Origin of the sequence: Erwinia sp. LJJL01, assembly GCF_047300805.2 — a bacterium.
GTDB classification, from domain to species: Bacteria; Pseudomonadota; Gammaproteobacteria; order Enterobacterales; family Enterobacteriaceae; genus Erwinia; species Erwinia aphidicola.
On sequence record NZ_CP178576.1, the window covers coordinates 4169343 to 4195272 of the forward strand.

Annotated in this window: 20 protein-coding genes; 14 read left to right on the forward strand and 6 right to left on the reverse strand. The window is 59.5% G+C overall.

What is annotated here, in order from left to right:
* Nucleotides 1-58 precede the first annotated feature (58 nt).
* Entirely contained in the window at nucleotides 59-1483 is a 1425-nt protein-coding gene (locus ACLI4M_RS20530; RefSeq protein ID WP_133623689.1) for a M20 family metallopeptidase, read from the forward strand.
* Entirely contained in the window at nucleotides 1480-2751 is a 1272-nt protein-coding gene (locus ACLI4M_RS20535; RefSeq protein WP_133623688.1) for an MFS transporter, read from the forward strand. The genes ACLI4M_RS20530 and ACLI4M_RS20535 overlap by 4 nt, the downstream gene beginning before the upstream one ends.
* Before the next feature lie 93 nt (nucleotides 2752-2844).
* On the opposite strand, the gene ACLI4M_RS20540 is transcribed toward ACLI4M_RS20535, so the two are convergent.
* On the reverse strand, nucleotides 2845-3885 hold the full coding sequence (locus ACLI4M_RS20540) for an acyltransferase family protein (RefSeq protein WP_166643180.1): 1041 nt from the start codon (nucleotides 3883-3885) through the stop codon (nucleotides 2845-2847).
* A gap of 453 nt (nucleotides 3886-4338) precedes the next feature.
* Nucleotides 4339-6231, reverse strand: a complete 1893-nt coding sequence (locus ACLI4M_RS20545; protein WP_133623686.1) for an aliphatic sulfonate ABC transporter substrate-binding protein — start codon at nucleotides 6229-6231, stop codon at nucleotides 4339-4341.
* A 271-nt stretch (nucleotides 6232-6502) separates the two neighbouring features.
* On the opposite strand from ACLI4M_RS20545, the gene ssuD reads away from it, so the two are divergent.
* From ssuD to ACLI4M_RS20590, 9 genes are all read left to right on the forward strand, one after another.
* Nucleotides 6503-7681 carry an FMNH2-dependent alkanesulfonate monooxygenase gene (gene ssuD / locus ACLI4M_RS20550; protein ID WP_133623685.1) on the forward strand — a complete coding sequence of 393 codons (1179 nt, stop codon included), beginning with the start codon at nucleotides 6503-6505 and terminating at the stop codon, nucleotides 7679-7681.
* A 13-nt stretch (nucleotides 7682-7694) separates the two neighbouring features.
* On the forward strand, nucleotides 7695-8789 hold the full coding sequence (gene sfnG / locus ACLI4M_RS20555) for a dimethylsulfone monooxygenase SfnG (protein ID WP_133623684.1): 1095 nt from the start codon (nucleotides 7695-7697) through the stop codon (nucleotides 8787-8789).
* The gene (locus ACLI4M_RS20560) at nucleotides 8782-10164 is read left to right on the forward strand and encodes an FAD/NAD(P)-binding protein (RefSeq protein WP_133623683.1); all 1383 of its coding nucleotides are present in this window, start codon (nucleotides 8782-8784) and stop codon (nucleotides 10162-10164) included. Before sfnG ends, ACLI4M_RS20560 begins: the two co-directional genes overlap by 8 nt.
* Before the next feature lie 87 nt (nucleotides 10165-10251).
* Nucleotides 10252-11661 carry an LLM class flavin-dependent oxidoreductase gene (locus ACLI4M_RS20565; protein ID WP_133623682.1) on the forward strand — a complete coding sequence of 470 codons (1410 nt, stop codon included), beginning with the start codon at nucleotides 10252-10254 and terminating at the stop codon, nucleotides 11659-11661.
* On the forward strand, nucleotides 11658-12671 hold the full coding sequence (locus tag ACLI4M_RS20570; RefSeq protein WP_133623681.1) for a methionine ABC transporter ATP-binding protein: 1014 nt from the start codon (nucleotides 11658-11660) through the stop codon (nucleotides 12669-12671). The genes ACLI4M_RS20565 and ACLI4M_RS20570 overlap by 4 nt, the downstream gene beginning before the upstream one ends.
* The gene (locus tag ACLI4M_RS20575; RefSeq protein WP_133623680.1) at nucleotides 12668-13372 is read left to right on the forward strand and encodes a methionine ABC transporter permease; all 705 of its coding nucleotides are present in this window, start codon (nucleotides 12668-12670) and stop codon (nucleotides 13370-13372) included. The genes ACLI4M_RS20570 and ACLI4M_RS20575 overlap by 4 nt, the downstream gene beginning before the upstream one ends.
* A complete protein-coding gene (locus ACLI4M_RS20580) occupies nucleotides 13369-14244 on the forward strand; it encodes a MetQ/NlpA family ABC transporter substrate-binding protein (protein WP_133623679.1) in 876 nt (291 codons plus the stop codon). The genes ACLI4M_RS20575 and ACLI4M_RS20580 overlap by 4 nt, the downstream gene beginning before the upstream one ends.
* Nucleotides 14245-14410: 166 nt before the next feature.
* Nucleotides 14411-15874, forward strand: coding sequence for an MFS transporter (locus ACLI4M_RS20585; protein WP_133623678.1), 1464 nt, complete (start codon nucleotides 14411-14413; stop codon nucleotides 15872-15874).
* Nucleotides 15867-17072, forward strand: coding sequence for an acyl-CoA dehydrogenase family protein (locus tag ACLI4M_RS20590; RefSeq protein WP_133623677.1), 1206 nt, complete (start codon nucleotides 15867-15869; stop codon nucleotides 17070-17072). The genes ACLI4M_RS20585 and ACLI4M_RS20590 overlap by 8 nt, the downstream gene beginning before the upstream one ends.
* Before the next feature lie 70 nt (nucleotides 17073-17142).
* Here the strand turns inward: ACLI4M_RS20590 and ACLI4M_RS20595 are convergent, their stop codons facing one another.
* Together ACLI4M_RS20595 and aldA are read right to left on the reverse strand one after the other, a co-directional pair.
* Nucleotides 17143-18054 (reverse strand): sulfonate ABC transporter substrate-binding protein, encoded by a 912-nt coding sequence (locus ACLI4M_RS20595; protein WP_253539544.1) that lies wholly within the window; start codon nucleotides 18052-18054, stop codon nucleotides 17143-17145.
* A gap of 241 nt (nucleotides 18055-18295) precedes the next feature.
* Nucleotides 18296-19735, reverse strand: coding sequence for an aldehyde dehydrogenase (gene aldA, locus ACLI4M_RS20600; RefSeq protein WP_133623675.1), 1440 nt, complete (start codon nucleotides 19733-19735; stop codon nucleotides 18296-18298).
* A gap of 381 nt (nucleotides 19736-20116) precedes the next feature.
* On the opposite strand from aldA, the gene rhaT reads away from it, so the two are divergent.
* The gene (gene rhaT / locus ACLI4M_RS20605) at nucleotides 20117-21151 is read left to right on the forward strand and encodes an L-rhamnose/proton symporter RhaT (RefSeq protein ID WP_133623674.1); all 1035 of its coding nucleotides are present in this window, start codon (nucleotides 20117-20119) and stop codon (nucleotides 21149-21151) included.
* Nucleotides 21152-21193: 42 nt separating this feature from the next.
* On the opposite strand, the gene rhaR is transcribed toward rhaT, so the two are convergent.
* A complete protein-coding gene (gene rhaR, locus ACLI4M_RS20610; RefSeq protein WP_133623673.1) occupies nucleotides 21194-22057 on the reverse strand; it encodes an HTH-type transcriptional activator RhaR in 864 nt (287 codons plus the stop codon).
* Nucleotides 22058-22068: 11 nt separating this feature from the next.
* Entirely contained in the window at nucleotides 22069-22893 is an 825-nt protein-coding gene (gene rhaS / locus ACLI4M_RS20615) for an HTH-type transcriptional activator RhaS (protein WP_133623672.1), read from the reverse strand.
* A gap of 304 nt (nucleotides 22894-23197) precedes the next feature.
* On the opposite strand from rhaS, the gene rhaB reads away from it, so the two are divergent.
* Together rhaB and ACLI4M_RS20625 are read left to right on the forward strand one after the other, a co-directional pair.
* Entirely contained in the window at nucleotides 23198-24670 is a 1473-nt protein-coding gene (gene rhaB / locus ACLI4M_RS20620; protein WP_133623671.1) for a rhamnulokinase, read from the forward strand.
* Nucleotides 24667-25923 carry an L-rhamnose isomerase gene (locus tag ACLI4M_RS20625; RefSeq protein ID WP_133623670.1) on the forward strand — a complete coding sequence of 419 codons (1257 nt, stop codon included), beginning with the start codon at nucleotides 24667-24669 and terminating at the stop codon, nucleotides 25921-25923. Before rhaB ends, ACLI4M_RS20625 begins: the two co-directional genes overlap by 4 nt.
* Nucleotides 25924-25930 lie beyond the last annotated feature (7 nt).

Sequence of the window (25930 nt, forward strand, 5' to 3'; positions counted from 1 at the left end):
TGTCGCTTAAAACTAAACGGCAAACACAAAAAATAAACAGATAAAACGGACAACTATCATGACAGGTGAACAGGCAGTCGCGCAGGCTACGGCGTATTTTGACAGTGGGGAATTTAAAACGGTGCTGGCACGGCGCGTGGCGCTGCGCACTGAAAGCCAGCGCGACGACCGTGATGCGCTGATCCAGAGCTATCTTGATGATGAGATGGTCCCCGCCATGCAGGCGCTGGGCTTCAGCACGCAGCAGCTGGCGAACCCGCAGGCGCCGCAGCGCCCCTTCCTGCTGGCGACCCGCGTTGAAGACCCGCAGCTCCCCACGCTGCTGTGCTACGGCCACGGCGATGTGGTGTTTGGTGACGATGAAAACTGGCGCAGTGGGCTGAACCCGTGGCAGCTGCTGGAAGAGGGCGACCGCTGGTACGGGCGCGGCAGCGCCGACAACAAAGGGCAACACTCGGTGAACATTGCCGCGCTGGAGCAGGTAGTAGCCGCGCGCGGCGGTCGTCTTGGCTTTAACTGCAAGTTTCTGTTTGAGATGGGGGAAGAGATCAGCTCCCCGGGCCTGAAGGAAGTGTGTCAGCGCCATGCCGATCTGATGAAAGCCGATATCTTTATCGCCTCCGATGGCCCGCGCCTCAGCGCGGAGCGGCCAACGCTATTCCTCGGTTCGCGCGGTGCGGTGAACTTCCGCCTCAGCATCCACGCGCGCGATCGTGATTATCACTCCGGCAACTGGGGCGGTCTGTTGAGCAACCCGGGTACCCAACTGGCCAACGCGCTGGCCTGCCTGGTCAATCAGCACGGCCAGCTGCAGGTTGCCGCCCTGAAGCCGCCGGCGATTAGCGCCGCAGTAAAAGCGATCCTCAGCGATATTGATGTCGGCGAAGGCGACGGCCCGGCCATCGATCCCCGCTGGGGCGAATGCGGCCTGACGCCAACCGAGCGCCTGTACGGCTGGAACACGCTTGAAGTGCTCTCTTTCCTCACCGGCAATCCGGCGCGGCCGATGAACGCCATTCCCGGCAGCGCGACGGCGGTCTGCCAGCTGCGTTTTGTCGTCGATACCGACTGGGAAAATATCGCCAGCCACCTGCGCACACATCTGGATGCGCACGGCTTCCAGCAGGTTGAGGTCGAGGTGCTGCGCGGCTCTCCGGCCACGCGCCTTGACCCGACCGATCCGCTGGTGGGCTGGGCGCTCGGAGTGATGGCGCAGACCAGCGGTAAAAAACCGGCGCTGCTGCCCAACCTCGGTGGTTCACTGCCGAATGATGTCTTTGCGCAGACGCTCGGCCTGCCGACGCTGTGGGTGCCGCACTCTTATCCCGCCTGCGGTCAGCACGCGGTGGATGAACATATGCTGAAATCGATCGCCCGCGAGGGGTTACAGATGATGACGCGCTTATTCTGGGATTTAGGCGAGCAGGGCAGCGATCTGCTGGCGCGCCATCGTGCGCACCGTGCACAGGGGGCAGGCCAGTGAGCAGCTTAATTCAGCCTCAGGCGGCGGCGCAGCCGAACCTGTATAAAACGCTGTTCGCGACCTGCGTCGGCAATGCGCTGGAGTGGTTTGATATTGCGGTGTACGGCTTTTTCGCCAGCTATATCGCCCACGCGTTTTTCCCTACTGAGGATCCGTCAGTCTCCATGCTGCTGACTTTCGGCAGCTTTGGCGTATCGTTTCTGATCCGTCCGCTGGGGGCAATTGTTCTCGGTGCCTATGCAGACCGCGTCGGGCGTAAAAAAGCGCTGCTGATGTCGATCATGTTGATGATGGTCGGTGGGTTAATCATCACTGTGATGCCGTCTTATCAGAGCATTGGCCTGCTGGCACCGCTGATGATTTTGCTGGCGCGCCTGATTCAGGGCTTCTCGGCGGGCGGCGAATTCGGCAGCTCTACCGCCTTTCTGGTGGAGCACTTTCCCAAGCGTCGCGCCTTTATCGCCAGCTGGCAGTTTGCTACCCAGGGGGCAAGTACGCTGATGGCCTCGGCGTTTGGCTTAGGGCTGACCTCGTGGCTGACTGAAACGCAGATTCAGGACTGGGGGTGGCGCATTCCGTTTGCTTTCGGCCTGATTATCGGCCCGGTTGGCCTGTATATTCGCCGCCACGTGCATGAGCCGGCCAGCTTTGTCGCGCAGGAGAAGTCCCACGCGCCGCTGAAAGACCTGATGAGCCGCCAGAAAACGCTGCTGCTGCTGGCAATGGGGCTGATGGTGATCTCCACCGGGGTCAACTATATGCTCAACTATGTGCCGACGTATGCCACCAAAACGCTGCATCTGCCGGGTTCTGCGGCCTTTACCGCAACGCTGGTTGCCGGAATTATTCTGACGGTGGTGACCCCGCTGATGGGGCTGTGGGCGGAGAAAGTCGGGCGCGTACCGCTGATGTGGGGGTCATTAATCCTGCTGGCGCTGACCATCTATCCGGCTTTCCGCATGGTGGTGAATAACACCACGCCGACCACCTTGATCCTGCTGGTTGGTTGGATGGCGCTGCTGAAATCGGTCTACTTCTCTACCGTGCCGTCGATGATGGCCGATCTGTTCCCGATTACCACCCGCGCCAGCGGCATGGCAATCAGCTATAACGTGGCGGTCACGGTGTTCGGAGGTTTTGCGCCGCTAATCTGTACGCTGTTGATCAGCGCAACCGGCAGCAGCCTGGCGCCGAGCTACTATCTGATCCTGCTGGCGTTATTCAGCGCGGTGGCGCTGGTCAACAGCCAGCGCCGGGTAGGGCGCTAAAACAGCAGGGGCGACTGAAATGCTCGCCCCTGTCACAAACCCTAAACCTGTAGGGGGTGACCCTTTTTTTCGGTCAACCCACAGTGCAGATACCTAAGAGGTTTTCACTCTGAACACCATGGTGGCACGCTTCTCAATCAGCCAGTAGATCATATAACCGACCACCGCTGAGGCCACGCTGAGGATCACCATCGCCAGATACATCGTGGCGGTGCTGGCCGCGGGCATAAACACATGCAGTACCTTCTCCAGCGCCCCCATAAACAGACGGTGGCACAGATAGATAGAGTACGAAGCCAGACCCACGGCACTCACCACTTTGGTCATGGTGGTTTGGCGAACCGTATTAAACTCCAGTCCGGTCAGCAGGAAGAAGCTCAGCGTCAGCACCAGCAGCTGAAGCACGCCCTGCAGCCACAACGTAGAGAAAGTCAGCAGGGCGACAATCAGCACCAGCGACAGTGCGCTATGGGCATAACGCTCCGGCATACGCTTTTGCAGCATAAAGCATACAATCCCGCTCAGGAAATAGAGCATGATATCGTTGGTATAAAACAGGAAGTAGCTCTGTTGAGAACTGCCCAAATATCCCATCAGCATCAATAAAGCAATGGAGACAAAAATAAAGATCAGGCCGGTACTGCGGCGGAATAATAGCCCGATGGCAAACACCAGATAAAACAGCATTTCGTAGCACAGCGTCCAGCCAACGGATAATACCGGCGTGAGCGTATCGAGTTCTTTAATGTAAACCGAAGGAATAAATAACAGAGAAAGAATATCATCCAGCGGCGTTAATACAGTTGATGGGAACCAGCCGGGGTTAATTACCCATGCGATAATCGTCAGCAGGGTAAACAGATAATACATCGGCAGAATACGCACCAGCCTTTTCTTGACAAACAGCGCCATCTTACCGCGGCCAAAGTCCTCCCAGTGCACGCACGCCATCAGGTAGCCGCTGATCATAAAGAACAGCAGTACGCCAAGCTTGCCTACCGCGCCGCCATAGCCAAACAGCCCGGAAAAATAGCCCGGACTTAATTTGGCCGCAAAGCTTTCTGCATGACAGACGACCACCAGCATACAGGCCACGGCCCGTAGATAAGTAATCGACAGGATATTAGTTTTCACAGCCATTCCCCCTTGGGATTTAATCCCCCCTGCATAAATGATGCAAGGGGGATTAAAGTAACGATAGAAAAATAAAGAAGAAAATCGAAAGGGTATTAATATTTCAGGTCTTATAAGGAAATAATTTCCCTGGTGTTGTAATCGCTCGTACGACAGTTAGCGTGCTGTTGTGTAGTGTCTTGCGACGATGAAACATTACCCAATATTGAGGTAAACACCTAACATAAATTAATCAATTCCTCATCTTTAGGAATTTCCTTTTTTTGTAAAAATAATAACATTAGCGTAGCTGACGCGATGTTCAGTTAAACTTAATAAACGATAAAGCGCTAACCGGCGTTTACGCCAGGTAATCTGTGGTCTCTTCATTTAGCGGCATGAAAATTTGATTAGCGCGGCAGGAGTGGCAGTTGCAGAAATGTCAGCAAAGCGTCAGCAAACGTAAAGGTTACATTAATCCTGCCACACGGCATCACGCACATTGATAGCGCGCGGCAGTAATCCCAGCGCATAGAAGCGGTCGGCAATGGTTTGCTGCGCACGGATCACGCTCAGGTCCATGCGCTGCGTCTGGTGGCTGCGGCGCAGCAGAGCGTGCGATAGCGCCTCAGGTCCCAGCCCCAGTTCGGCGGCCAGCAGGGCGGTGGCCTCTGCGTGGTTAGCATCAATGAAGCGCCCGGTCTGCTCCAGCGCCCGTATCACGCTGTGCAGCAGGTCCGCCGAGTGTGCGGCAAAGTCACGATGCGCGAGGTAAAACTGATGATTGCTCACCCGGCCGCACCCGTCAGCAATCACTCTTAAGCAACCGCTCTGCTCGGCGTCGCTCAGCAGCGGGTCCCACATCATCCAGGCATCGACCGCGTGATAATCGCTGGGCGTCAGCGGATATTTTGGCGGTGCATAGAGCACGCGCACGTCGTTCAGCGTCATTCCGGCTTCATCCAGCATCTGCACCAGCAGATAGTGCACGTTAGATCCCTTATTCACTGCGATACGTTTGCCGCGCAGGTCGGCAAGCGTTTGAATCGGGCTGTCCTGCGCCACCAGCAGCGCCACGCTCTGAGGCGCGGCGGGTTCCCAGGCAACGTACAGCAGGGGATTGTTCTCGGCCTGGGCAAAGACCGGCGGCACTTCCCCGGTGGTGCCGAAATCAATCTCACGGCTGCTGAGTGCGTGCAGCAGCTGTGGTCCGGCGGGGAACTCGCTCCACAGCACGCTGATGCCCGTTCCGGCAAAGCTCGCCTCCAGGCTCTGCCGCGCTTTAAGAATGCCGAGGTTGCCAAATTTCTGGTAGCCAATGCGCAGTTCGCGATCGCCCGCAGGGCGCTGGGCAGTCTGGCGCGCATCGCCGCTCGCCAGACTGCGGCGCGCCTTGATCAGTCCAAGATGGCCAAGATGAGTGCGCAGCGTATTGCGGCTGACGCCCAGCAGCGTGGCGGCCTGGAGCTGATTTTCACCGCTCAGCTCAAAAGCATTGCGCACTAAAGCGTCGATCACCCGCTGGTAGATTGGTCCGCTCTCCTGCTGCAGCTGCTGGCGCAGAAACTGGTCCAGCGCCTGCTCACCCGCCGCGAAAGCTGGCCCTGGCGCGACCGGGTTGAGGCGCAGCTGCTGCGGAGCGATCAGCGGCTCGCGGCTCAGCAGCACCGCATTGTGCAGGGTATTTTCCAGCTCACGCACGTTGCCCGGCCACGCATACTCCATCAGCGCCGCAAGGCTGTCGTCGGTTAAACGCAGCTGCGGGCGCCCCAGGCGGCGGGCGTACAGCGTGAGAAAATGCTCGGCTAGCAGCGGGATATCTTCGCGGCGCTGGCGCAGCGGCGGCAGGGTGACCGCCGCCACATTGAGGCGATAAAACAGATCTTCGCGAAAGCGGCGTTCACGGATTGCCACCGCGAGATCCACGTGGGTGGCAGCGATCACTCGTACGTTGACCTTTACCGGGCGGCGCGACCCGACTCGCGTCACTTCGCGCTCCTGCAGCACGCGCAGCAGCTTAACCTGCAGCGGCAGGCTCAGCTCGCCGATCTCATCCAGCAGCAGCGTGCCGCCCTCCGCCGCTTCAAACCAGCCCTGATGGCGTTCACCCGCGCCGGTAAACGCGCCTTTCTCATGGCCGAACAGCTCGGATTCCGCCAGGCTTTCGGTTAGCGCACCGCAGTTCACCGCAACAAAGGGCTGCGTCCGGCGCGGGCTGTGATGATGCAGATAGCGCGCCACCACCTCTTTGCCGGTGCCGGTCTCACCGACAATCAGCACGGTAGCATCGGTTGGCGCAAGGCGGTCCAGCACGCTCTGAAAAGCGAGGGAGGCAGGGTCAATCAGTAACGGGCCGGAATGCTGCATAGTGTGCTCCTTATACTCAGAGCAGGCAGATTACCCTGGCGTACGCCAGCTAACGACCCGCTGGGGAGCCGCTTTGCTGCAAATGAAGCAGCCTGTGGTCAGTGACTGCTGCAAATGCAGCAGAAAAAGCGGCTGGCATTACTTTTCAACGTCATGAAAAATAAGGTTTTTAACAGAATTACACTCTGGCACGTTTCCTGCTAACTGGTTTATAACCAAAGCGTAACTTTCTATCGAATAAATTCAGATATAGTTATATAGGAAACGAATAATGAGCGACTCAGCGCAGAAAAATATCAACGTATTCTGGTTTCTCCCGACCCACGGCGACGGGCGCTATCTTGGCACCACCGAGGGCGGGCGCGCCGTCGACCTGCCGTATCTACAGCAGGTCGCGCTGGCCGCTGATAACCTCGGCTATTACGGGGTGCTGATCCCGACGGGTAAAAGCTGCGAGGACTCCTGGCTGGTGGCTGCGGCGCTGGCACCGATCACCAAACGCCTGCGCTACCTGGTGGCGGTGCGCCCCGGACTGCAGCCGCCAAGCCTTGCGGCGCGCATGGCCGCCACGCTTGACCGTTTGTCAGAAGGGCGACTGCTGATCAATGTGGTGACCGGTGGCGACCCGGTGGAGAACAAAGGCGACGGTATTTTCCTCAGCCACGCCGAGCGCTATCAGGTGACCCGTGAGTTTCTCGAAGTCTATTCACGCCTGCTGGCGGGGGATAAGGTCGATTTTCACGGTGAACATATTCACGTTGAGGGGGCAGAAATTCTGTTCCCTCCGGTGCAGGAAAACGGCCCACCGCTCTATTTTGGCGGTTCATCCGATGAGGCGATAGACGTGGCCGCCAATCAGGTCGATACCTATCTCACCTGGGGTGAGCCGGTGGCTCAGGTCGCGGAAAAACTGGCGGTAGTGCGTGAACGCGCCGCGGCGCGCGGGCGCACGCTCGACTACGGTATTCGCCTGCATGTCATCGTGCGCGAAACCGAAGAGGAAGCCTGGGCCGCCGCCGACCGCCTGATCGCCCACGTTGACGATGACACTATCGCCGCCGCACAGAAGATTTTCTCGCGCATGGATTCCGCAGGCCAGGCGCGGATGAGCGCGCTGCACAGCGGTTCACGCGACGGGCTGCGCATCGGGCCAAACCTGTGGGCCGGTGTCGGGCTGGTGCGCGGGGGCGCGGGCACCGCGCTGGTTGGCAGCCCGCAGCAGGTGGCGGACCGCATTCGCGAATATCAGGAGCTGGGCATCCAGAACTTTATCCTGTCCGGCTACCCGCATCTGGAAGAGGCGCACCGCTTTGCCGAGCTGGTGATGCCGCTGCTACCGCTGGCGAGCAATGGCGATAAAAAACAGCGCACGGTAAACACCGGGCCGTTTGGCGAAACCATCGGTGGCGATCTGCGCCCGAAAGCGCAAAAGCAAACCAGCGCAAGTTAAAGGGGGATTTTCCATGAGTCAGTCAACGCCGATTAAATTTGCCTACTGGGTACCGAATGTTTCAGGTGGCCTGGTCATCAGTCATATCGCACAGCGCACCAGCTGGGATTTTGACTATAACCGCAAGCTCGCGCAGATTGCCGAGCAGGCTGGTTTCGAGTATGCGCTGACGCAGATCCGCTTTACCGCCGGATACGGCGCTGATAATCAGCATGAGTCGGTCAGTTTTTCCCAGGGCCTGTTGGGGGCCACCGAGAAGCTGAAGGTGATCGCCGCGCTGCTGCCAGGCCCCTGGAATCCAACGCTGGCGGCGAAACAGATCGCCACCATCAGCCACCTGTCGAATGCGCGCATCGCGGTGAATATCGTCAGTGGATGGTTTCGCGGCGAGTTCAAAGCGATTGGCGAGCCGTGGCTCGATCATGAAGAGCGCTATCTGCGATCCGAAGAGTTTATTCGCTGCCTGAAGGGCATCTGGCGCGAACCGACCTTTAACTTTGCCGGCGATTTCTACCGCTACCGCGACTACTCGCTGAAGCCAAAGCCACTGGACCCACAGCCGGAGATTTTCCAGGGCGGCAGCTCGCGTGCAGCGCGTGATATGGCCGCACGCGTCTCCGACTGGTACTTCACCAATGGCAATACCGTGGAAGGTATTCGCCAGCAGGTTGAAGATATCCGTCACAAAGCAGCAGCCAATCAGCATCAGGTAAAAATTGGCGTTAACGGTTTTGTTATCGCGCGTGACAGCGAGCAGGAAGCGCAACAGGTGCTACAGCAGATCCTCGACCACGCCAACCCTGATGCGGTAAAAGGCTTCCAGCATGAGGTTAAAAATGCCGGCAGCGCCTCGCCGGAAGGGGAAGGTAACTGGGCAAAATCCACGCTCGAGGATCTGGTGCAGTACAATGATGGTTTTAAAACTAACCTGATCGGTACTCCGCAGCAGATTGCCGAACGTATTATGGCGCTAAAACAGGCCGGAGTGAGCCTGATGCTGCTGGGCTTCCTGCATTTCCAGGAAGAGGTCGAATTCTTTGGCCGTGAAGTGATCCCGCGGGTGCGCGAGCTGGAGCGGCAACAACAGCTGGAGTTGAGTCATGGCTGAGCGTCATATCGTTATCGTCGGCGGCGGGTTTACCGGCACCGCCACGGCCATCCATCTGGCCGGGCTCGGTGACGCCGGGCTGACGGTAACGGTGATTGAGCCACGGCCGCAGCTGGCCTGCGGAGTGGCTTACGGCACGCGCGACCCTGCACACCGCATCAACGTTCCGGCCGACCGCATGCAGCTCTCGGCGGCGCAACAGGGCGATTTTGACCGCTGGTTCCGCGCCTCGCAAGCGTTTGCGCAGGATGCCGATGCGCAGTGGCACGACGGTAAAGTTTACCCGCAGCGCGGGCAGTTTGCCGCCTGGGTTGCTGAGCAGTTCACCCAGGCACAGCAGAGCTCGGCGGTGACATTACGCCATATTTGCGGCCGGGCGGTGGCGCTGGAAGCGGGAAGCATTGTGACGGACGCGGGGCAGCGCGTGGCCGCCGATGACGTGGTGCTGGCGATCAGCCATCCACCGCCCGCGCTGCCGCGCCAGATTGCCGCAGCGCTGGAGGGGCACCCCGGCCTGATTGCTAACCCGTGGCGTGAGGGGGCGCTGAGCGCTATTGCGGCGGATGAGCGCATCGCGATTATCGGCAGCGGGCTGAGCATGTCGGATGTCGTGGCAACGTTACACCGTCACGGGCATCGCGGCCCGGTCAGCGCCTTTTCACGCCGTGGCCTGCTGCCACGCCCAAATCTCAGCGGTGCTTATCAACCCACGCCGCTGGATTACCAGCAGCCGCAGGCCAGCACGGTGCTGGCGTGGCTGCGGCGTATTCGCCGCGAGATTGCGGCCAGCGGGCTGCCGTGGCAGCTGGTGCTCGACGATATTCGCCTGAACGGCCAGCGCATCTGGCAGCAGCTGTCTCTTGACGAACAGCGCCGCTTCCTGCGCCATCTGCGCCCGTGGTGGGATGTGCACCGCTACCGCATCGCTCCTCAGGTCAGCCAGGTGCTGGAGCAGTGGCTGACTAGCGGGCAGCTGACGGTGAGTGCCGCCAGGCTGGGCGCGGTGCGGGCCGCCGGGCAGCAGATTGAGTTGACGCTCCAGCCGCGCAGAGCGCCGGCGCGGCAACTTACCGTTGACCGCGTAATTATTACCACCGGCCCGGCGCACGGCAGCCTGTTGAGCAGCGACGCGCTGCTGCATCAGTTAACTATCGCTGGCATCATCCAGCCCGATCCGCTGGCGCTGGGTATTGCGGTGAATGCCCTGTCGCAGACCCTTAACCGCAGCGGGCAAGCCAACCCGCATCTGTATGTCGCCGGGCCGGCTGCCCGTGGCCGCTTTGGCGAACTTATGGGGCTGCCGCAGGTGGCGGAGCATGCCGAAAGCGTGGCGCGCCAGCTGCTCGGCCTCGATGCGGAGCGATGTCCCGCCTGACGCCGTAACTCACCGTTGATTCACCCTTAAAAACTATCACCTGCAGCGGGCGGGCTGGATCCGGCCGTGTAAAATTCGGAGTGTGCTATGTCTTCACAACGTGAAATTCGTCTTAACGCCTTTGATATGAACTGCGTGGGCCACCAGTCTCCGGGCCTGTGGGCGCATCCGCGCGACCGCTCCTGGCAGTATAAGGATCTGAGCTACTGGACCGAGCTGGCACGTCTGCTGGAGCGCGGCAAGTTCGACGGCCTGTTTATTGCCGATGTCCTTGGCGTCTACGACGTGCTGAACGGCGATAATGCCGCCGCCATCCGCAACGCTACCCAGGTGCCGGTTAACGATCCGCTGGCGCTGATCACCCCGATGGCGCTGGTGACCGAGCATCTCGGCTTTGGCCTTACCGCATCGCTGTCGTTTGAGCATCCTTACCCGTTTGCCCGCCGCATCTCCACCCTGGATCATCTGACCAAAGGGCGCATCGGCTGGAATATTGTCACCTCCTATCTGGAGAGCGGTGCGCGCAATATCGGCCACCAGGCGCAGACCGATCACGATGCACGCTACGACTACGCCGATGAATATTTGCAGGTGGTGTACAAACTGCTGGAAGGCAGCTGGGAGGAGGGAGCCATCCTGCGCGATCGCCAGCGCCGCATCTTCAGCGACCCAACGAAAATCCATCCGATCAATCACCAGGGCACCTTCTTCCAGGTGCCGGGCATTCACCTGTGTGAACCGTCGCCGCAGCGCACGCCGGTGCTGTATCAGGCTGGAGCATCCAGCCGCGGCAAGCAGTTCGCCGCCGAGCACGCCGAGTGCGTATTTGTGGCCGCGCCGTCGAAAGTGCTGCTGAAGAAGACGGTCGCCGATATCCGCCGCCGCGCCGCAGAGGCCGGGCGCGATCCGCGCAGCATTCTGATCTTCAACCTGCAAACGGTAATCGTTGACGAAACCGATAAAGCGGCGCAGGCGAAATGGCAGGAGTACAAAAGCTACGTCAGCTACGAAGGCGCGCTGGCGCTGATCTCCGGCTGGACCGGCATCGACTTCGGCCAGTATCAGCCGGACCAGGTGCTGAAACATCTGCACACCAACGCTATCCAGTCAGCGGTGGAAACTTTCTCCACCGCCGATCCAAATCGTCAGTGGACGGTGCAGGGGCTGGCGGACTGGGTGGGGATTGGCGGCTTTGGACCGCTGCTGGTCGGCAGTGCGCAGACCGTTGCAGACGAGCTGCAAAGCTGGGTCGAAGAGACGGATGTTGACGGCTTCAACCTCGCCTACGCGGTAACGCATGAAACCTTTAGCGACGTGGTGGAGCACCTGGTCCCGGAGCTGCAAAAGCGCGGGGTCTACAAACAGGATTATCAGGCGGGTACGCTGCGCGAGAAGCTGTTTAAGCAGGGGCCGCGCCTGCAGTATCCGCATCCGGGGGCCGGATACCGCCGCGCGGCCACCGCTGGGGTGCCCCATGCCGATGAGGTCACGCCATGATTGAAATTGACAGCCTGCGTAAACACTACCCGACGGCGGGCGGAAAGACGGTGGAGGTGCTGAAAGGCCTCTCTCTCACCGTGCCCGCAGAGTCGATTACCGCCGTAGTGGGGCCAAGCGGTGCCGGGAAATCGACGCTGGCGAAATGCATCAGCCTGCTGGAACGCCCCAGCTCCGGCAGCATCCGCGTTAACGGGGAAGATCTGTCGCGCCTGTCGGGAGAGGCACTGCGCCGTGAGCGACGCGCAATCGGCACGGTCTTTCAGTCTTCGGCGCTGCTGGCGCGTAAAACCGCCTGGGAAAATATCGCGCTACCGCTGCAGTGGCTGGGCGTGGTGCCGGGGCAGGTTAAGCAGCACGTTGACCAGCTGCTCGACAGCGTTGGCCTGAGCGACAAAGCGGGCTATTACCCGGCGCAGCTCTCCGGCGGTCAGCGCCAGCGCGTCGGGATTGCCCGGGCGCTGGCGCTGAAGCCCTCGGTGCTGCTGGCGGACGAAGCCACCTCCGGGCTGGACCCGCAGGCGACGGCCTCCATCCTGCTGCTGTTGCAACAGCTACGGCAGCAGTTTGGCCTGGCGATTGTCCTGATCACCCATGAGATGGACGTGGTGCGCAGCACGGCGGATGCGGTGGCAGAGATCCGCGACGGTCAGCTGGTACAGCAGGGCACGCTGCGCGACTTGCTCAGCACGCCAGGCTCGGCGCTGGGAGAGCAGCTGTTTCCACTGCGCCCACTTTCAGCGTCAGCCGACCTGCTGCTGCAGCTGACCTACGCCACGCCGCTGGCCACTGACTGGATCGGGCGGATCGGCCAGCAGTGTCACTGCCAGATTGATCTGCTGGCCGCGCATGTGGAAGAGGTTGGCGGGCAGCTGGCCGGGCGTATGCAGATTGGCGTGCGTTTCAATCAGCGCCCGCTGGAAGCCAGGGCGCTGATCGCGCAAATGGCCGAGCTGGGAATTATTGCCCAGCTGATTGAGGCGCGTCCGCGCCTGCAGGAGGCCGGATGAAAGCGCAGGATGTGATAAGCCAGGACACGCCATGGAGCCAGATACACCGGCTGATGCTGCCTGCTTACGGTGAAACCTGGCTGATGGTCGGTATTGTGATGCTGTTTGTGGTGTCGCTCGGCGGGCTGCTCGGCGTGGTGCTGTTTAATACCTCAGCGCGCGGGCTGTTTTCCCACCCGGCGGCCCATCGCAGCCTGAGCTGGCTGGTGAACATTGGGCGCTCGCTGCCGTTTCTGGTGCTGATGGCGGCGATTATCCCCTTCACCTTCTGGCTGACCGGCACCACCATTGGTATTCCGGCGGCGGTGATCCCGATGATCGTCGCCGGAACGCCATTTTTTGCCCGGCTGGTGGAGAACGCGCTGCGCGAGCTGCCGGCGGAAGTGACGGCGGTCGGGCTGGTGTCCGGCGGTTCGCGCTGGCAAATCATCTGCGGCGCGCAGCTCAGTGAGGCACTGCCGGCGATTGTAGCCGCCATCACGCTGAACCTGATTTCAATGATCGAATATTCGGCTATCGCCGGCACCATCGGCGCGGGCGGCATTGGTTATCTGGCGGTGGTGTATGGCTATCAGCGTTTTGATAATCACATCATGATCGCCACCATTGTCGTGCTGATCGCCACTATTCAACTGATTCAACTGATTGGCGACCGCGTGGTTGCCAGACTTCAACACTCTCAGGGAACGCACACATCATGACGCAGCAAACTTTTGAACTGAAAAAGAAGAAAACCTGGCCGTGGCTGGTGGCCGTGGTGCTGATTGCGCTGATTGCGCTACTCGGCTGGCACTTCAGCCGCCAGCAGCAACATAGCGTGACCTTTGGCACCACGCTGAAGGTGCACTTCGAGCCGGCCATGGCGGGTGAACAGAAGCTGATCGAGTACGTGGCGCAGCATATTGCCCCGGACTACGGTATTCAGCTGGAAGCGGTGGGGTTGCAGGATCCGGTGCAGGCCGACCGCGCCGTGGCGGAGGGGCAATATGCGGCCACGGTGTATCAACACCAGTGGTGGCTAAAGCAGGTGGTGGATGCCAATAAATTCGAACTCAGCTCCACGCTGCCGCTGTTCCAGTGGGCGTTTGGTATCTACTCGGACCGCTATAAGGCGATTGCCGATCTGCCCAACGGCGCAGAAATCGTGGTGCCAAACGACGGGGCGAACCAGGGGCAGGCGCTGTGGCTGCTGCAGCGCATTGGTCTGATTGGCCTCGATCCTAACGTTGAGCCGCGCACCGCCAAAATTAAAGATATTGTGAAAAACCCACATAACTTTAATTTTAAAGAGCTGGATTTATTAACCATGCCGCGTGCCTTAAATTCTGTCGATGCCGCAATCGGTTATGTTTCACAGTTTGATGCCGGTAAAGTCGGGCGTGATAAAGGCATATTATTCCCACCCGCGCCGCGTACCTTCGCCTCACAGTTAGTCATTGGTACTCCCTATTTAAATGATGAGAATATTATCAAGTTAAAAAAAGCATTTGCCGATCCACGCGTGCAGAAGTGGCTTAAAGAGACTCAGGATCCGCAGGTGCAGGGCGTATTAGTGCCGGTATCGGCAGATTAAATTAACACGCATCAACAGGCCGGGCATATTGCCCGGCTTTTTGCGTTGGCAAAATATATCCAATTGATTTTAAAGCATAATAAAATCATTTTTCCTTGTTTGTTATTACAGCGCTTCCTCTTTATAAATGCAGTGTTACCTGCTAATAAAATAATATGAGGATACTATGAGTACATTAAATATTGACGATGGTGTTATTTCACCCCCCTCGTCCTCAACACCGGTGCGTTCCGTCAGTGATGTGGCGCAGTTAATTAACACCAGTACCAGCAAAAACAGTTACGCCCGCTGGATTGTCTTTCTGGCACTCGGCGGGGTGTTTTTAGATGCCTACGATCTCACCACACTCTCATACGGTATTGATGATGTGGTTAAAGAGTTCGGCTTAACCCCGGCAATCACCGGGCTGGTCACCTCATCGATTATGATCGGCACCATCGTTGGCAACCTGCTGGGCGGCTGGCTGACCGATAAATATGGCCGCTATTCGGTATTTATGGCCGATATGCTGTTCTTTGTGGTCTCGGCGCTCGCCGCCGGACTGGCGCCAAACGTCTGGGTGCTGATCGGTGCGCGTTTCCTGATGGGGATCGGCGTGGGGATCGACCTGCCGGTGGCGATGGCTTATCTGGCTGAGTTCTCCAAATTTACCGGCAAGGGCAATAAAGCCGCACGTTTAGCCGCGTGGTGCCCGATGTGGTACGCGGCGTCGTCGGCCTGCTTCTTTATTATTTTCGCGCTGTATTTCCTGCTGCCGAAAGAGCACGCCGACTGGCTGTGGCGTGCCTCGCTGCTATTTGGCGCGGTGCCAGCCCTGCTGATTATTGCGGTGCGCAGCAAATTTATGAATGAGTCCCCGCTGTGGGCGGCGAACCAGGGCGATCTGGAAGGGGCGGCACGTATCCTGCGCGACTCTTACGGTATCAGCGCCCACGCGGCGGAAGCCCACGAACGCGAGCCGGTAAAAAAAGCGCCGCCGAAAGTCAGCTTCCGCGTGCTTTTTCATAAGCCGTATCGTGAACGTACTATTGTCACGGCGGTGATGAATATCTGTATCTCCTTCGAATACACCGCCATCGCCTTCTTCCTGCCGTCGATCCTCGCGCAGTTCCTCGGCGCTGGCGTATTTGAAACTATCTCCGCTTCGCTGGGGCTTAATGCGCTGTTCGCCTTTACCGGTGGACTGCTGGGGATGCGCCTGGCATGGAAATTCCCGTCGCGCCACGTGGCGATTGCCGGGTTCGCGCTGCAGTTTATTGCGCTAATCTCGCTGGCGCTGATTGGCCACCCAACCGCCACGCCTGGCGTGGTGTTTGCCATTCTGATGCTCGGTCTGTGGCTGTTTGCCGAAGGCTTCGGTCCCGGCGCGCAGATGATGATCTACCCGGCGCTCTCTTATCCCACTCATATTCGTGCAACCGGCGTCGGTTTTGGCCGCTCGCTGTCGGGGGTTGGCAGCGCGCTGGCGCTGTTTATCCTGCCAATTTTGCAGGCTGCCTACGGCACCAATATGTTCTGGATCGTCTCGCTGGCCGCGATTATCCCGATTATTTTCCTGCTGATTATCCGCTTTGAACCGACCCGGCAGGATATTGACGACCAATCTGAAACCGGAGGATCCCATGTCTGATATTCACCCTGACTATGCCGCGCTGGCGGCAGCCTTTCGCCCCATTTTCGCGCGTATTGCCGAGGGCGCCGTAGAGCGTGAAACCACGCGCACGCTGCCCACGGAACCGATCCGCTGGCTGAAAGAGGCCGGATTTGGCACCCTGCGCATTCCGCAACAGCAGGGCGGATTCGGCGCCACGCTGCCGCAGCTGTTCCAGCTGCTGACGGAGCTGGCCGAAGCCGACTCAAATCTGCCGCAGGCGCTGCGCGCGCATTTTGCCTTTGTCGAAGACCGCCTGAATCAGCCAGATAGCGCGCAGCGGCAGAGCTGGTTCCGCCGTTTTGCCGATGGCGAACTGGTGGGCAGCGGCTGGACTGAAATCGGCACTGTTAAGCTGGGCGAGGTGATCACCAAAGTCAGCCCAGTGGAAAACGGCTGGCAGCTCGACGGGGAGAAGTTCTACAGCACCGGATCACTGTATGCCGACTGGATCGATGTCTACGCTCAGCGCAGCGATAACGGCCGTGATGTGATTGCGCTGGTGAATACCCATCAGGCGGGAGTGGAGCGTGATGATGACTGGGATGGCTTCGGGCAGCGTCTGACCGGCAGCGGCAGCACGCGCTTCCGTCAGGCGCGGGTGGAGCAGGCGCACGTATTTGATTTCAGCGAGCGCTTCCGCTATCAGACCGCGTTCTACCAGCACGTGTTACTGGCAACGCTGGCCGGTATCGGCAGGGCGGTGAAGCGTGATGCCGCGGCGGGAGTGGCAAACCGCACGCGCACCTACAGCCACGGCAATGCCGGACGGGTCAAAAATGATGCGCAGGTGTTGCAGGTGGTGGGGCAGATATCCAGCTGGGCGTGGGCGGTGGAAGCCACGGTACAGCGCGCCGCCCACTCGCTGCAGCTGGCTTATGAGCTGCACAACAGCGGGGATGAAGCGCGCATTCAGCAGGCGAACGTCCTGGCCGAGCTGGAATCGGCGCAGGCGCAGGTGGTGGCGAGCGAGCTGGTGCCGCGTGCTGCCAGCGAGTTGTTTAATGCGCTCGGCGCATCGGATACCCGCGTCAGCAAGGCGCTGGATCGCCACTGGCGCAATGCCCGCACGGTAGCCTCACATAATCCGGTGATTTATAAGATCCGCAATGTCGGGGACTGGGAAGTCAACGGCAAAGAGCCGACGTTTATCTGGCAGATTGGTAACGGGGAATAACAAGGTATGGATTAAGGGTCGATCGAAGAAGATGATCGACCCCTACCGTTTTGAACGGCCCAGATTTACACTATTTATCCAGCGACCAGGTCGCGGAGCTGACGTTCACTTTGACCGGCAGCAGGCCGATTTGGCTGAATTTATCCGCCAGTGCCTGCTGCTCTTTAAACACCGCCGGGGTCATTCGCTCGGCGCCATAAGGCATTCTCGCCAGCGCCCGCTGCCAGATAGGCTGCGGCAGGCCGGTCGAAGTAGCGAGAATTTTCGCCGCATCCTCAGGATGTTTATTCGCCCAGTCGCTCAACGTTCCCAGCTCATCCACGACCTGCTTCGCCGTCTGCGGGTAGGTATCAGCAAACTTGCGGCTGGCGAGATAGAAGGTGTAGTGCGGCACCAGCCCTTCGGCATTTTTCACCAGCCGCGCTTTGGCGTTGGTTTCCACTTCCGCGTAGTACGGGTCCCATATCACCCATGCATCGACCGCACCGCGCTGGAAGGCGGCTCGCGCATCGGCGGGCGGCAGGTAAACCGGCGTAATGTCTTTGTAGCTCAGCCCGGCATTCTCCAGCGCGCTGACCAGCAGATAGTTCACGTCAGAGCCTTTGTTCAGCGCGACGCGCTTGCCTTTCAGATCGGCGACGGTTTTGATGGTGGAATTTTCAGGCACCACAATGGCTTCGGTTTTTGGGTTAGCCGGAGAGTGGGCCAGGTAGACCAGATCGGCCTGCGCCGCCTGGGCGAAAGTCGGTGGCGCATCGCCCGTTGCCGCCAGGTCGATACTGCCGACGTTCAGCCCTTCCAGCATTTGTGGCCCGGCGGGAAACTCGACCCAGCGCACGGCGATACCCTGCTTTTTGAACTGCTCATCCAGCGTGCCGCGATACTTCAGCAGCGCAAAAATATTGGCTTTCTGATAGCCGATATTGACGGTTTTCGGTGTGTTTTCGGCGGCATTGCCAGCAAAGGTGCTGCCGATGGTCATTGCGCCCAGCAGTGCGCTGAATAGCGTTTTTTTCATGTTATATCCCCTGGTAATTAATCCGCTGGGAAAAACATAACAAAATGGCAGAAGGGGGCTTAACGAGTTGATCTGATAACGATATGCACAGAATGGATAACGCCTCAGCGCTGTGGCTGACCTTCTGTTCCGGTCAGCCATGAGTTCAGTTCGGCCCTCGTAGTGGCTGACCCTCTGTTCCGGTCAGCCATTTATCTATATCCGCCTACTGATATTGCAGATAGGCAACGTGCGTTTGCAGATACTCTTCCAGCCCGTGACGACCGTCCGCGCCGCCGATGCCGGATTTACGCCAGCCCGCATGGAAGCCCTGCATCGCTTCAAAGTTCTCGCGGTTAATATAGGTTTCGCCGAACTTCAGCTTCTTCAGCGCCAGCATCGCGGTGTTGATATTCTGCGTGAAGATCGACGAGGTCAGGCCATATTCGCTGTCGTTGGCCAGCGCGATCGCCTCATCCAGCGTACTGAACTTCATCACCGGCAGCACCGGGCCAAAGGTCTCCTCCTGCATGATATTCATTTTCTGCTCAACGTTAGTCAGCAGAGTCGGTTCGAAGAAGAAGCCGGTGCTGCCCGCGCGGTTGCCGCCGGTAACCACTTTCGCCCCGGCGGCAACCGCATCCGCCACCTTCTGCTCAACGCGCTGCAGCGCCGCAGCGGTGATCAGCGGCCCCATATCCAGCCCTTTCTGCGTCGCCGGGTCGCCGAAGGTAACCTGGTTAAATGCGGCGCTCAGGCGCTCCACCACCTGGTCGTAAACCCCTTCCTGCACGTAGAGGCGCTCCGCGCAGTTACACACCTGCCCGCTGTTGATCATGCGCGAGGCGACAATCGCTTTTACCGCCAGATCGAGGTCGGCATCATTCATTACGATAGCCGGGGCTTTGCCGCCCAGCTCCAGTGACACTTTGGTGACGTTTTTCGCCGCTGCCTGCATCGTGGCAATCCCGGCGCCGACGCTGCCGGTCAGGCTTACCATGCCCACTTTCGGGTTGGCGGCCAGCTCCTGGCCAATCACCGGGCCATAGCCGGTGACCAGATTAAACACGCCCGCAGGCAGGCCGATCTCATGCACGATTTGGGCAAAGATAATCGCATTGTTTGGCGTCAGCTCGCTCGGTTTCACCACAATGGTGTTGCCGGTCAGCAGTGCCGGGGCGGCTTTACGCGCAATCAGAAAGAACGGGAAGTTCCACGGCAGGATGCCGGTGGTCACGCCAATGGCTTTCTTGAACACCAGAATGTTCTCCTGCGGGCGGTCGCTCTGCACAATTTCGCCCTCGTAGCGGCGCGCCCACTCGGCCATATAGTCGAGGTAGTCTGCGGTGAACAGCACCTCGGTTTCTGCCAGCTCCTGAGTTTTGCCGCCTTCGGCCACTATCGTCGCGGTTAACTCTGCCGCCCGGCTGCGCACGCCGGCGGCAATCTTATGCAGCCAGGCCCCACGCTCCACCGCGGGTAAGGCTTCCCAGCCCGGCTGCGCGGCCTCTGCCGCATCAATCGCGCGCTGCGCGTCTTCCACGCTGCCTTCAGGAATACGCGACAGCAGCGCCTCAGTTGCCGGATTGATCACCTCGATCCAGCGGTCAGCGCGATTCTCGACAAACTCGCCGTTGATATACATTTGTTGCTGTTCAGGCTTCATGGACGCTTCTCCGTGACACATTTGATAGGGGATTGTTAACCAACAGCGGGTTTGCTGTTACAGGCCCTTGACGGTGCATCAGCGCGCGTTGAATCACCTTGATCTGATTGCCACCCATGAGAGCAGGCTGGCAAAAATCGCAAGAAGCCGCTGCTGGCGCTGGCATTTTCGCGATTTAGTGAAGAATATGAGTGGCTTAGTAAAGACCAGGCTTTTCACCCTGTGGGATCGTCGAGATGTATGATTTGTGATCCTGCAAAGGCAAAGGCGCTGAATTTTGCCAGATTGCTGCCAGGCCCGGCAGCCAGCGTAAGGTTGAACCGGATGGCTTGTCCGTAGACTCAAACCACACAGGGCAAACAACAACCAAGGTAAATAACAATGAGTGAAGCCATCCTCTCAGGCATTCTCTGGCATCTGGTCGGTGCCGCCAGCGCCGCCTGCTTCTATGCTCCGTTTAAAAAAGTGCGTCACTGGTCATGGGAAACCATGTGGTCGGTCGGCGGCATGATGTCGTGGATCGTGCTGCCGTGGGCGGTGAGCGCGGTGCTGCTGCCGCATTTCTGGGCTTACTACAGTTCATTTTCGCTCTCCCAGCTGCTGCCGGTGTTCCTGTTCGGCGCGATGTGGGGCGTGGGCAACATTAACTATGGCCTGACCATGCGCTACCTCGGGATGTCGATGGGTATCGGCATCGCGATCGGCATCACGCTGGTGGTCGGTACGCTGATGACGCCGCTGATCCAGGGGCGTTTTGTTGAGCTGTTCAGCTCCGCCGGTGGCCGGATGACGCTGCTGGGCGTGCTGGTGGCCCTGATTGGCGTGGCTATTGTTTCACGTGCGGGTCTGTTAAAAGAGCGCGCCATGGGCATTACCGCCGAAGAGTTCAACCTGAAGAAAGGGCTGGTGCTGGCGGTGATGTGCGGCATCTTCTCCGCCGGCATGTCGTTTGCGATGGACGCCGCCAAACCGATGCATGAAGCCGCCGCCGCGCTGGGCATCGACCCGCTGTACGTGGCGCTGCCCAGCTATGTGGTGATCATGGGGGGCGGGGCGCTGGTTAACCTTGGCTTCTGCTTCTTCCGCCTGGCGACAAAGTCGAACCTGTCGGTGAAAGCGGACTTCTCGGTGGTCAAGCCGATGCTGATTGCCAATATTGGCCTCTCGCTGCTGGGCGGCACCATGTGGTATCTGCAGTTCTTCTTCTACGCCTGGGGCCACGCGCGCATTCCGGCACAGTACGACTTTATCAGCTGGATGCTGCACATGAGCTTCTACGTGCTGTGCGGCGGCCTGGTCGGTCTGATATTGAAAGAGTGGAATAACGTAGGGCGCACGCCGGTGCGCGTACTCAGCGTCGGTTGCTTTGTGATTATCCTCGCGGCAAATATCGTGGGGATGGGGATGGTGTCCTAGCACTTCTGCGCAGGGTAAAAGGGCTGACCCGTGGTCAGCCCTTTATACTTTTACCGTCGGGGCAGCAATCGGGCCGCGGGGAATAAAGCGCTGGCGCCACGCGCTGGGCGTCAGGCCGGTATCGCGGGTAAACACCACGGAAAAATAGTTGCTGTCATCAAAACCGCAGCGGGCGGCCACTTCACTAATCAGGCACTCGCTGGTACGCAGCAGATACTTGGCACGGCACAGCTGGAGCTGGCGCACGTAGTGGCTAATGGTCATGCCGGTCTGCTGGCGAAACAGCTGCTTCAGCGCCCGTTCAGACAGCTGGTGTTGATGGCAGAACAGCGCCAGATCGAAGGAGGTGGCAATCTGCCCCTGAATAGCGGCCATCAGCAGGTCGAGCTGCTCCCCTTCAGGCTGCTGATAAGCGCGATCCGAGGCGTAGCGGTGGCGTTGCAGGATCAGCGCCAGCTGCAGGAACAGCGCTTCGGTTAGCTGGCGTGACAGCAGGTCGCTTTTGCGGCTCTCCTGCTCCAGCTGCTGGATCACCCCGCGCGCCAGCGCCATGCCGCGCGTGGTTAAGCGCCACGATCCCGCATCCTGCGAGGGCAGCAGCTGTTGCCAGTCCAGCGCCAGCTGAAAACGTTCCGGGCAGTAGATAATGTTGTCGAGCGCCAGATCGTGTACCGACTCATAGCTGTGACAGTCGTCGGCGCTGACGTAAAAGAGGTCACCGCAGGTCACCAGCCACGGCCGGTCATTCATCACGTGCAGGCCGTTGCCGCGCCACACCAGCACGATCTCATTGAACTCGTGCACGTGCGGCGGGAAGGAGGGTTGCGAGCTGCGCTCGGCCACCGCCACGGGCATCTGTTCAGACGGGAAATAGTCAGCTTTTGCCAGGCGCAGGGGAGCGGTCATGGTTCACCTCATCAGTTATTTTGTCGCAGTGTACGCGGCGAGCAGCCAAATTCCCGCTTGAACAGGGTAGAAAAGTGATTGCTGTCACCAAATCCGCACTGAAAAGCGATATCCGTCACGCGCATTTCGCTGTGGCGCAGCAGATGACGCGCCTCCAGCAGGCGCAGGCGGTTGAGATAGCGCTGCGGCGTGCTGCCGGTTTGCTGTTTCAGCTGGCGGTGCAGAGTGCGCAGCGATAAGGAGAAGCGGTCGGCTAAACCTTCCCAGTCAACATCTTCACTATAGTGGTCGGCCAGCCAGTCGAGCAGGGCGCGCAGACGGCTGTCCTGATCGTCACTCTGCGCCGCGCTGCACCCCTGGCGCAGCAGCACCAGCAGCTGCATAAAGTGCATCTCCTGCTCCGCCTGGCTTGCCAGAGAATCGTTGGCGGGGCGCTGCTCCAGCTGGCCGATAAGCTGCCGCGCCTGCGCCAGCACTTTATTACCGATGCGCCAGTGCGACGGATAGTGGCCATCCTGCTCCTGCGGCAGCAGATGCTGTAAGCCGGAGAGAAAACGGAATGACTCCGGCCCGCGGTACAGCACGTTGGTCAGGCAGAGATTATCGGTCTGCTCATACATATGGCGGTCGTGATCGCGTACGAAGCAGACACAGCCACTGCACAGCGGCTGCGACTGGCCGTTAAATACGTGGATACCGGAACCCTGTTCAACAATCACGATCTCATGAAAATCGTCATGATAATGCTCGGGGAAGGCGCCCTGCGGCGCACGCGGTTCGATTGCTACCGGGAAATGCCCGCTCGAGAAGAAATCAACGCTGTGTAACACGGTCATGATAACCCCACTCTTCATTTACATATTGGTAACAGAGTCTACCCAGCGCCGCGCTGTGCCACCTTGAATTTTCGACAGCGGAATATCACTACCCCGGTGATTTTTTTAAGAAATGTGCGACTAACGGTGAGATTTGCGGGCAGGGTCACATCGCGTGAATAAACCCGCAAGCTGCCGAACTGTGAGCTGCTTCACGTTCATCTTTGCCTTGCTGCCAGCGCGCTAATTTCGCTGGCAGTGGCGAGAAGGTAGCGGAATCAGGCTCTTTTACACTGGTGACATTGAATCATCAGGAAGCTATTTCATGAGCCAACGTCATTATGTCGCCGTCGATCTCGGTGCCTCCAGCGGCCGCGTGATGCTGGCCAGCCATCATCCGCACACCGGGGCGATAACGCTGGAAGAAGTCAGCCGCTGCGTGAATCAACTGGTGACGATTAACCATCGTCAGTGCTGGGATCTCGACGCGCTGGAAGCCTTTATTATTGCCGCCTTAGAGAAGATCGATCGGCGCGGCATCGTGCCGCAGAGCATCGGTATCGACACCTGGGGCGTGGACTACGTGCTGCTGAATGCGCAGGGCGAGCGCGTCGGGTTGCCGGTGGCCTATCGTGACCATCGCACCGACGGCGTGATGGCTGCCGCCTGCCGTGAGCTGGGGCGCGAGGGGATTTATCAGCGTACCGGCATCCAGTTTTTACCCTTTAACACCCTCTACCAGCTGCGCGCTCTGTGCCGCGACAATCAGCCCGAACTGGACCAGGTGGCCCATGCGCTGCTGATCCCGGACTATCTGCACTATCGGCTGACCGGGGGGCTGAACTGGGAGTACACCAACGCCACCACCACCCAGCTGCTCAATATTGCCAGCGGTGAGTGGGATAGCGAACTGCTGCGCTGGAGCGGTGCCGATCCCGCCTGGTTTGGCGCACCGTCGCAGCCGGGTAAGCGCGTAGGGAGTTGGACGGCGCCATCGGGTCAGTCGATTGCGGTGGTGGCCGTCGCCACCCACGATACCGCCAGCGCGGTGCTGGCCACGCCACTTCACGGCGATAACGCCGCCTACCTCAGTTCCGGCACCTGGTCGCTGATGGGCTTTGAGAGCCGCCAGCCGTTTACCAGCAGTGCGGCGCAGCAGGCCAACATCACCAATGAAGGTGGGGCCGAAGGGCGTTTTCGCGTGCTGAAAAACATCATGGGCTTATGGCTGCTGCAGCGCGTGTGCGATGAGCTGGCGATTCAGGATCTCTGTCAGCTGATTGCCGACGCACAGCAGCAGAAGGCGGCGGCGTGGCTGATCAATCCCAACGATGAGCGCTTTATTAATCCCGCCAGCATGGTGCGCGAAATTCAGGACGCCTGCGCTGAACAGAATGCCCCGGTGCCCGGCAGCCCGGCCGAGCTGGCGCGCTGCATCTTTGACAGCCTGGCGCTCTACTACCGCCAGGTGCTGCAGGAGCTGGAGCAGCTGCGCGGTAAGCCCTTCAGCCAGCTGCATATTGTGGGCGGCGGCTGCCAGAACCAGTTTTTAAACCAGCTGTGCGCCGATGCCTGCGGTATTCCGGTGTATGCCGGACCGGTGGAAGCCTCCACGCTCGGCAATATCGGCTGCCAGCTGATCGCCGCTGGCGCGGTAAAAGATGTGACCCACTTCCGCCAGCAGATCGCCCAGCACTTCCCACTTATCCGTTTTGACTCTCACGGCAGTGACGCGTTTCGCCGCAGTCTGGCGCGCTTTCAGTTACTGACCCAAACAGCGAAGGAGCTTTGTATATGACTCAGGCTATCGAACAGGCCTATGCCCTGGCAAAACAGCGTTTTGCCGATATCGGCGTCGATGTGGAAGCCGCACTGAAGCAGCTTGATCGGCTGCCGGTTTCCATGCACTGCTGGCAGGGGGATGACGTGCGCGGCTTCGAAAACCCGCAGGGCGCGTTGACCGGCGGTATCCAGGCAACCGGTAACTATCCGGGGCGGGCGCGCAATGTCGAAGAGCTGCGTTCGGACCTCGACCGGGCGATGGCGCTGATCCCTGGCCCGAAACGCCTCAACCTGCATGCTATTTATCTGGAAAGCGAGCAGCCGGTGGCACGCAATGAAATTAAGCCGCAGCACTTTGCCGGCTGGGTCGACTGGGCGAAGCAGCGCGGTTTAGGGCTGGATTTTAACCCGAGCTGCTTCTCGCACGAGCTGAGCGCCGAGGGGTTTACCCTGGCACACGGTAACGCAGAGATCCGCCAGTTCTGGATCGAACACTGCCAGGCCAGCCGCAAAGTCTCGGCCTATTTCGGTGCGCAGCTGGGCACGCCGTCGGTGATGAACATCTGGGTGCCGGACGGCATGAAAGATCTCACCGTGGACCGCCTGGCACCGCGCCAGCGCCTGATGAATTCGCTGGATGCCATCATCAGCGAGAAGCTCGACCCGGCGCACCATATTGACGCCGTGGAAAGCAAGCTGTTCGGCATCGGGGCGGAGAGCTACACCGTCGGTTCCAACGAATTCTGCCTCGGCTATGCCGCCAGCCGTCAGACCGCGCTGACGCTCGACGCCGGGCACTTCCATCCGACCGAAGTGATCTCTGACAAAATTTCTACCGCCATGCTGTACGTGCCGCGCCTGCTGCTGCACGTCAGCCGCCCGGTGCGCTGGGACAGCGACCATGTGGTACTGCTGGATGATGAAACTCAGGCAATCGCCAGCGAAATCGTGCGTCAGCAGCTGTTCGATAAGGTGCATATCGGTCTCGACTTCTTTGATGCTTCCATCAACCGTATTGCCGCCTGGGTCATCGGCACGCGTAATGCGAAAAAAGCGCTGCTGCGCGCGCTGCTGGAGCCGGTAGAAACGCTGAAAAAGCTGGAAAACAGCGGGGACTACACGGCACGCCTGGCGCTGCTGGAGGAGCAGAAATCCCTGCCGTGGCAGGCGGTATGGGAAGCGTGGTGCCTGCGTCACGATGTGCCCGCCGGGGCCAGCTGGTTAGGCGATGTGCGCCATTACGAACAACAGATTCTCAGCCAACGTTAAGGGTAAT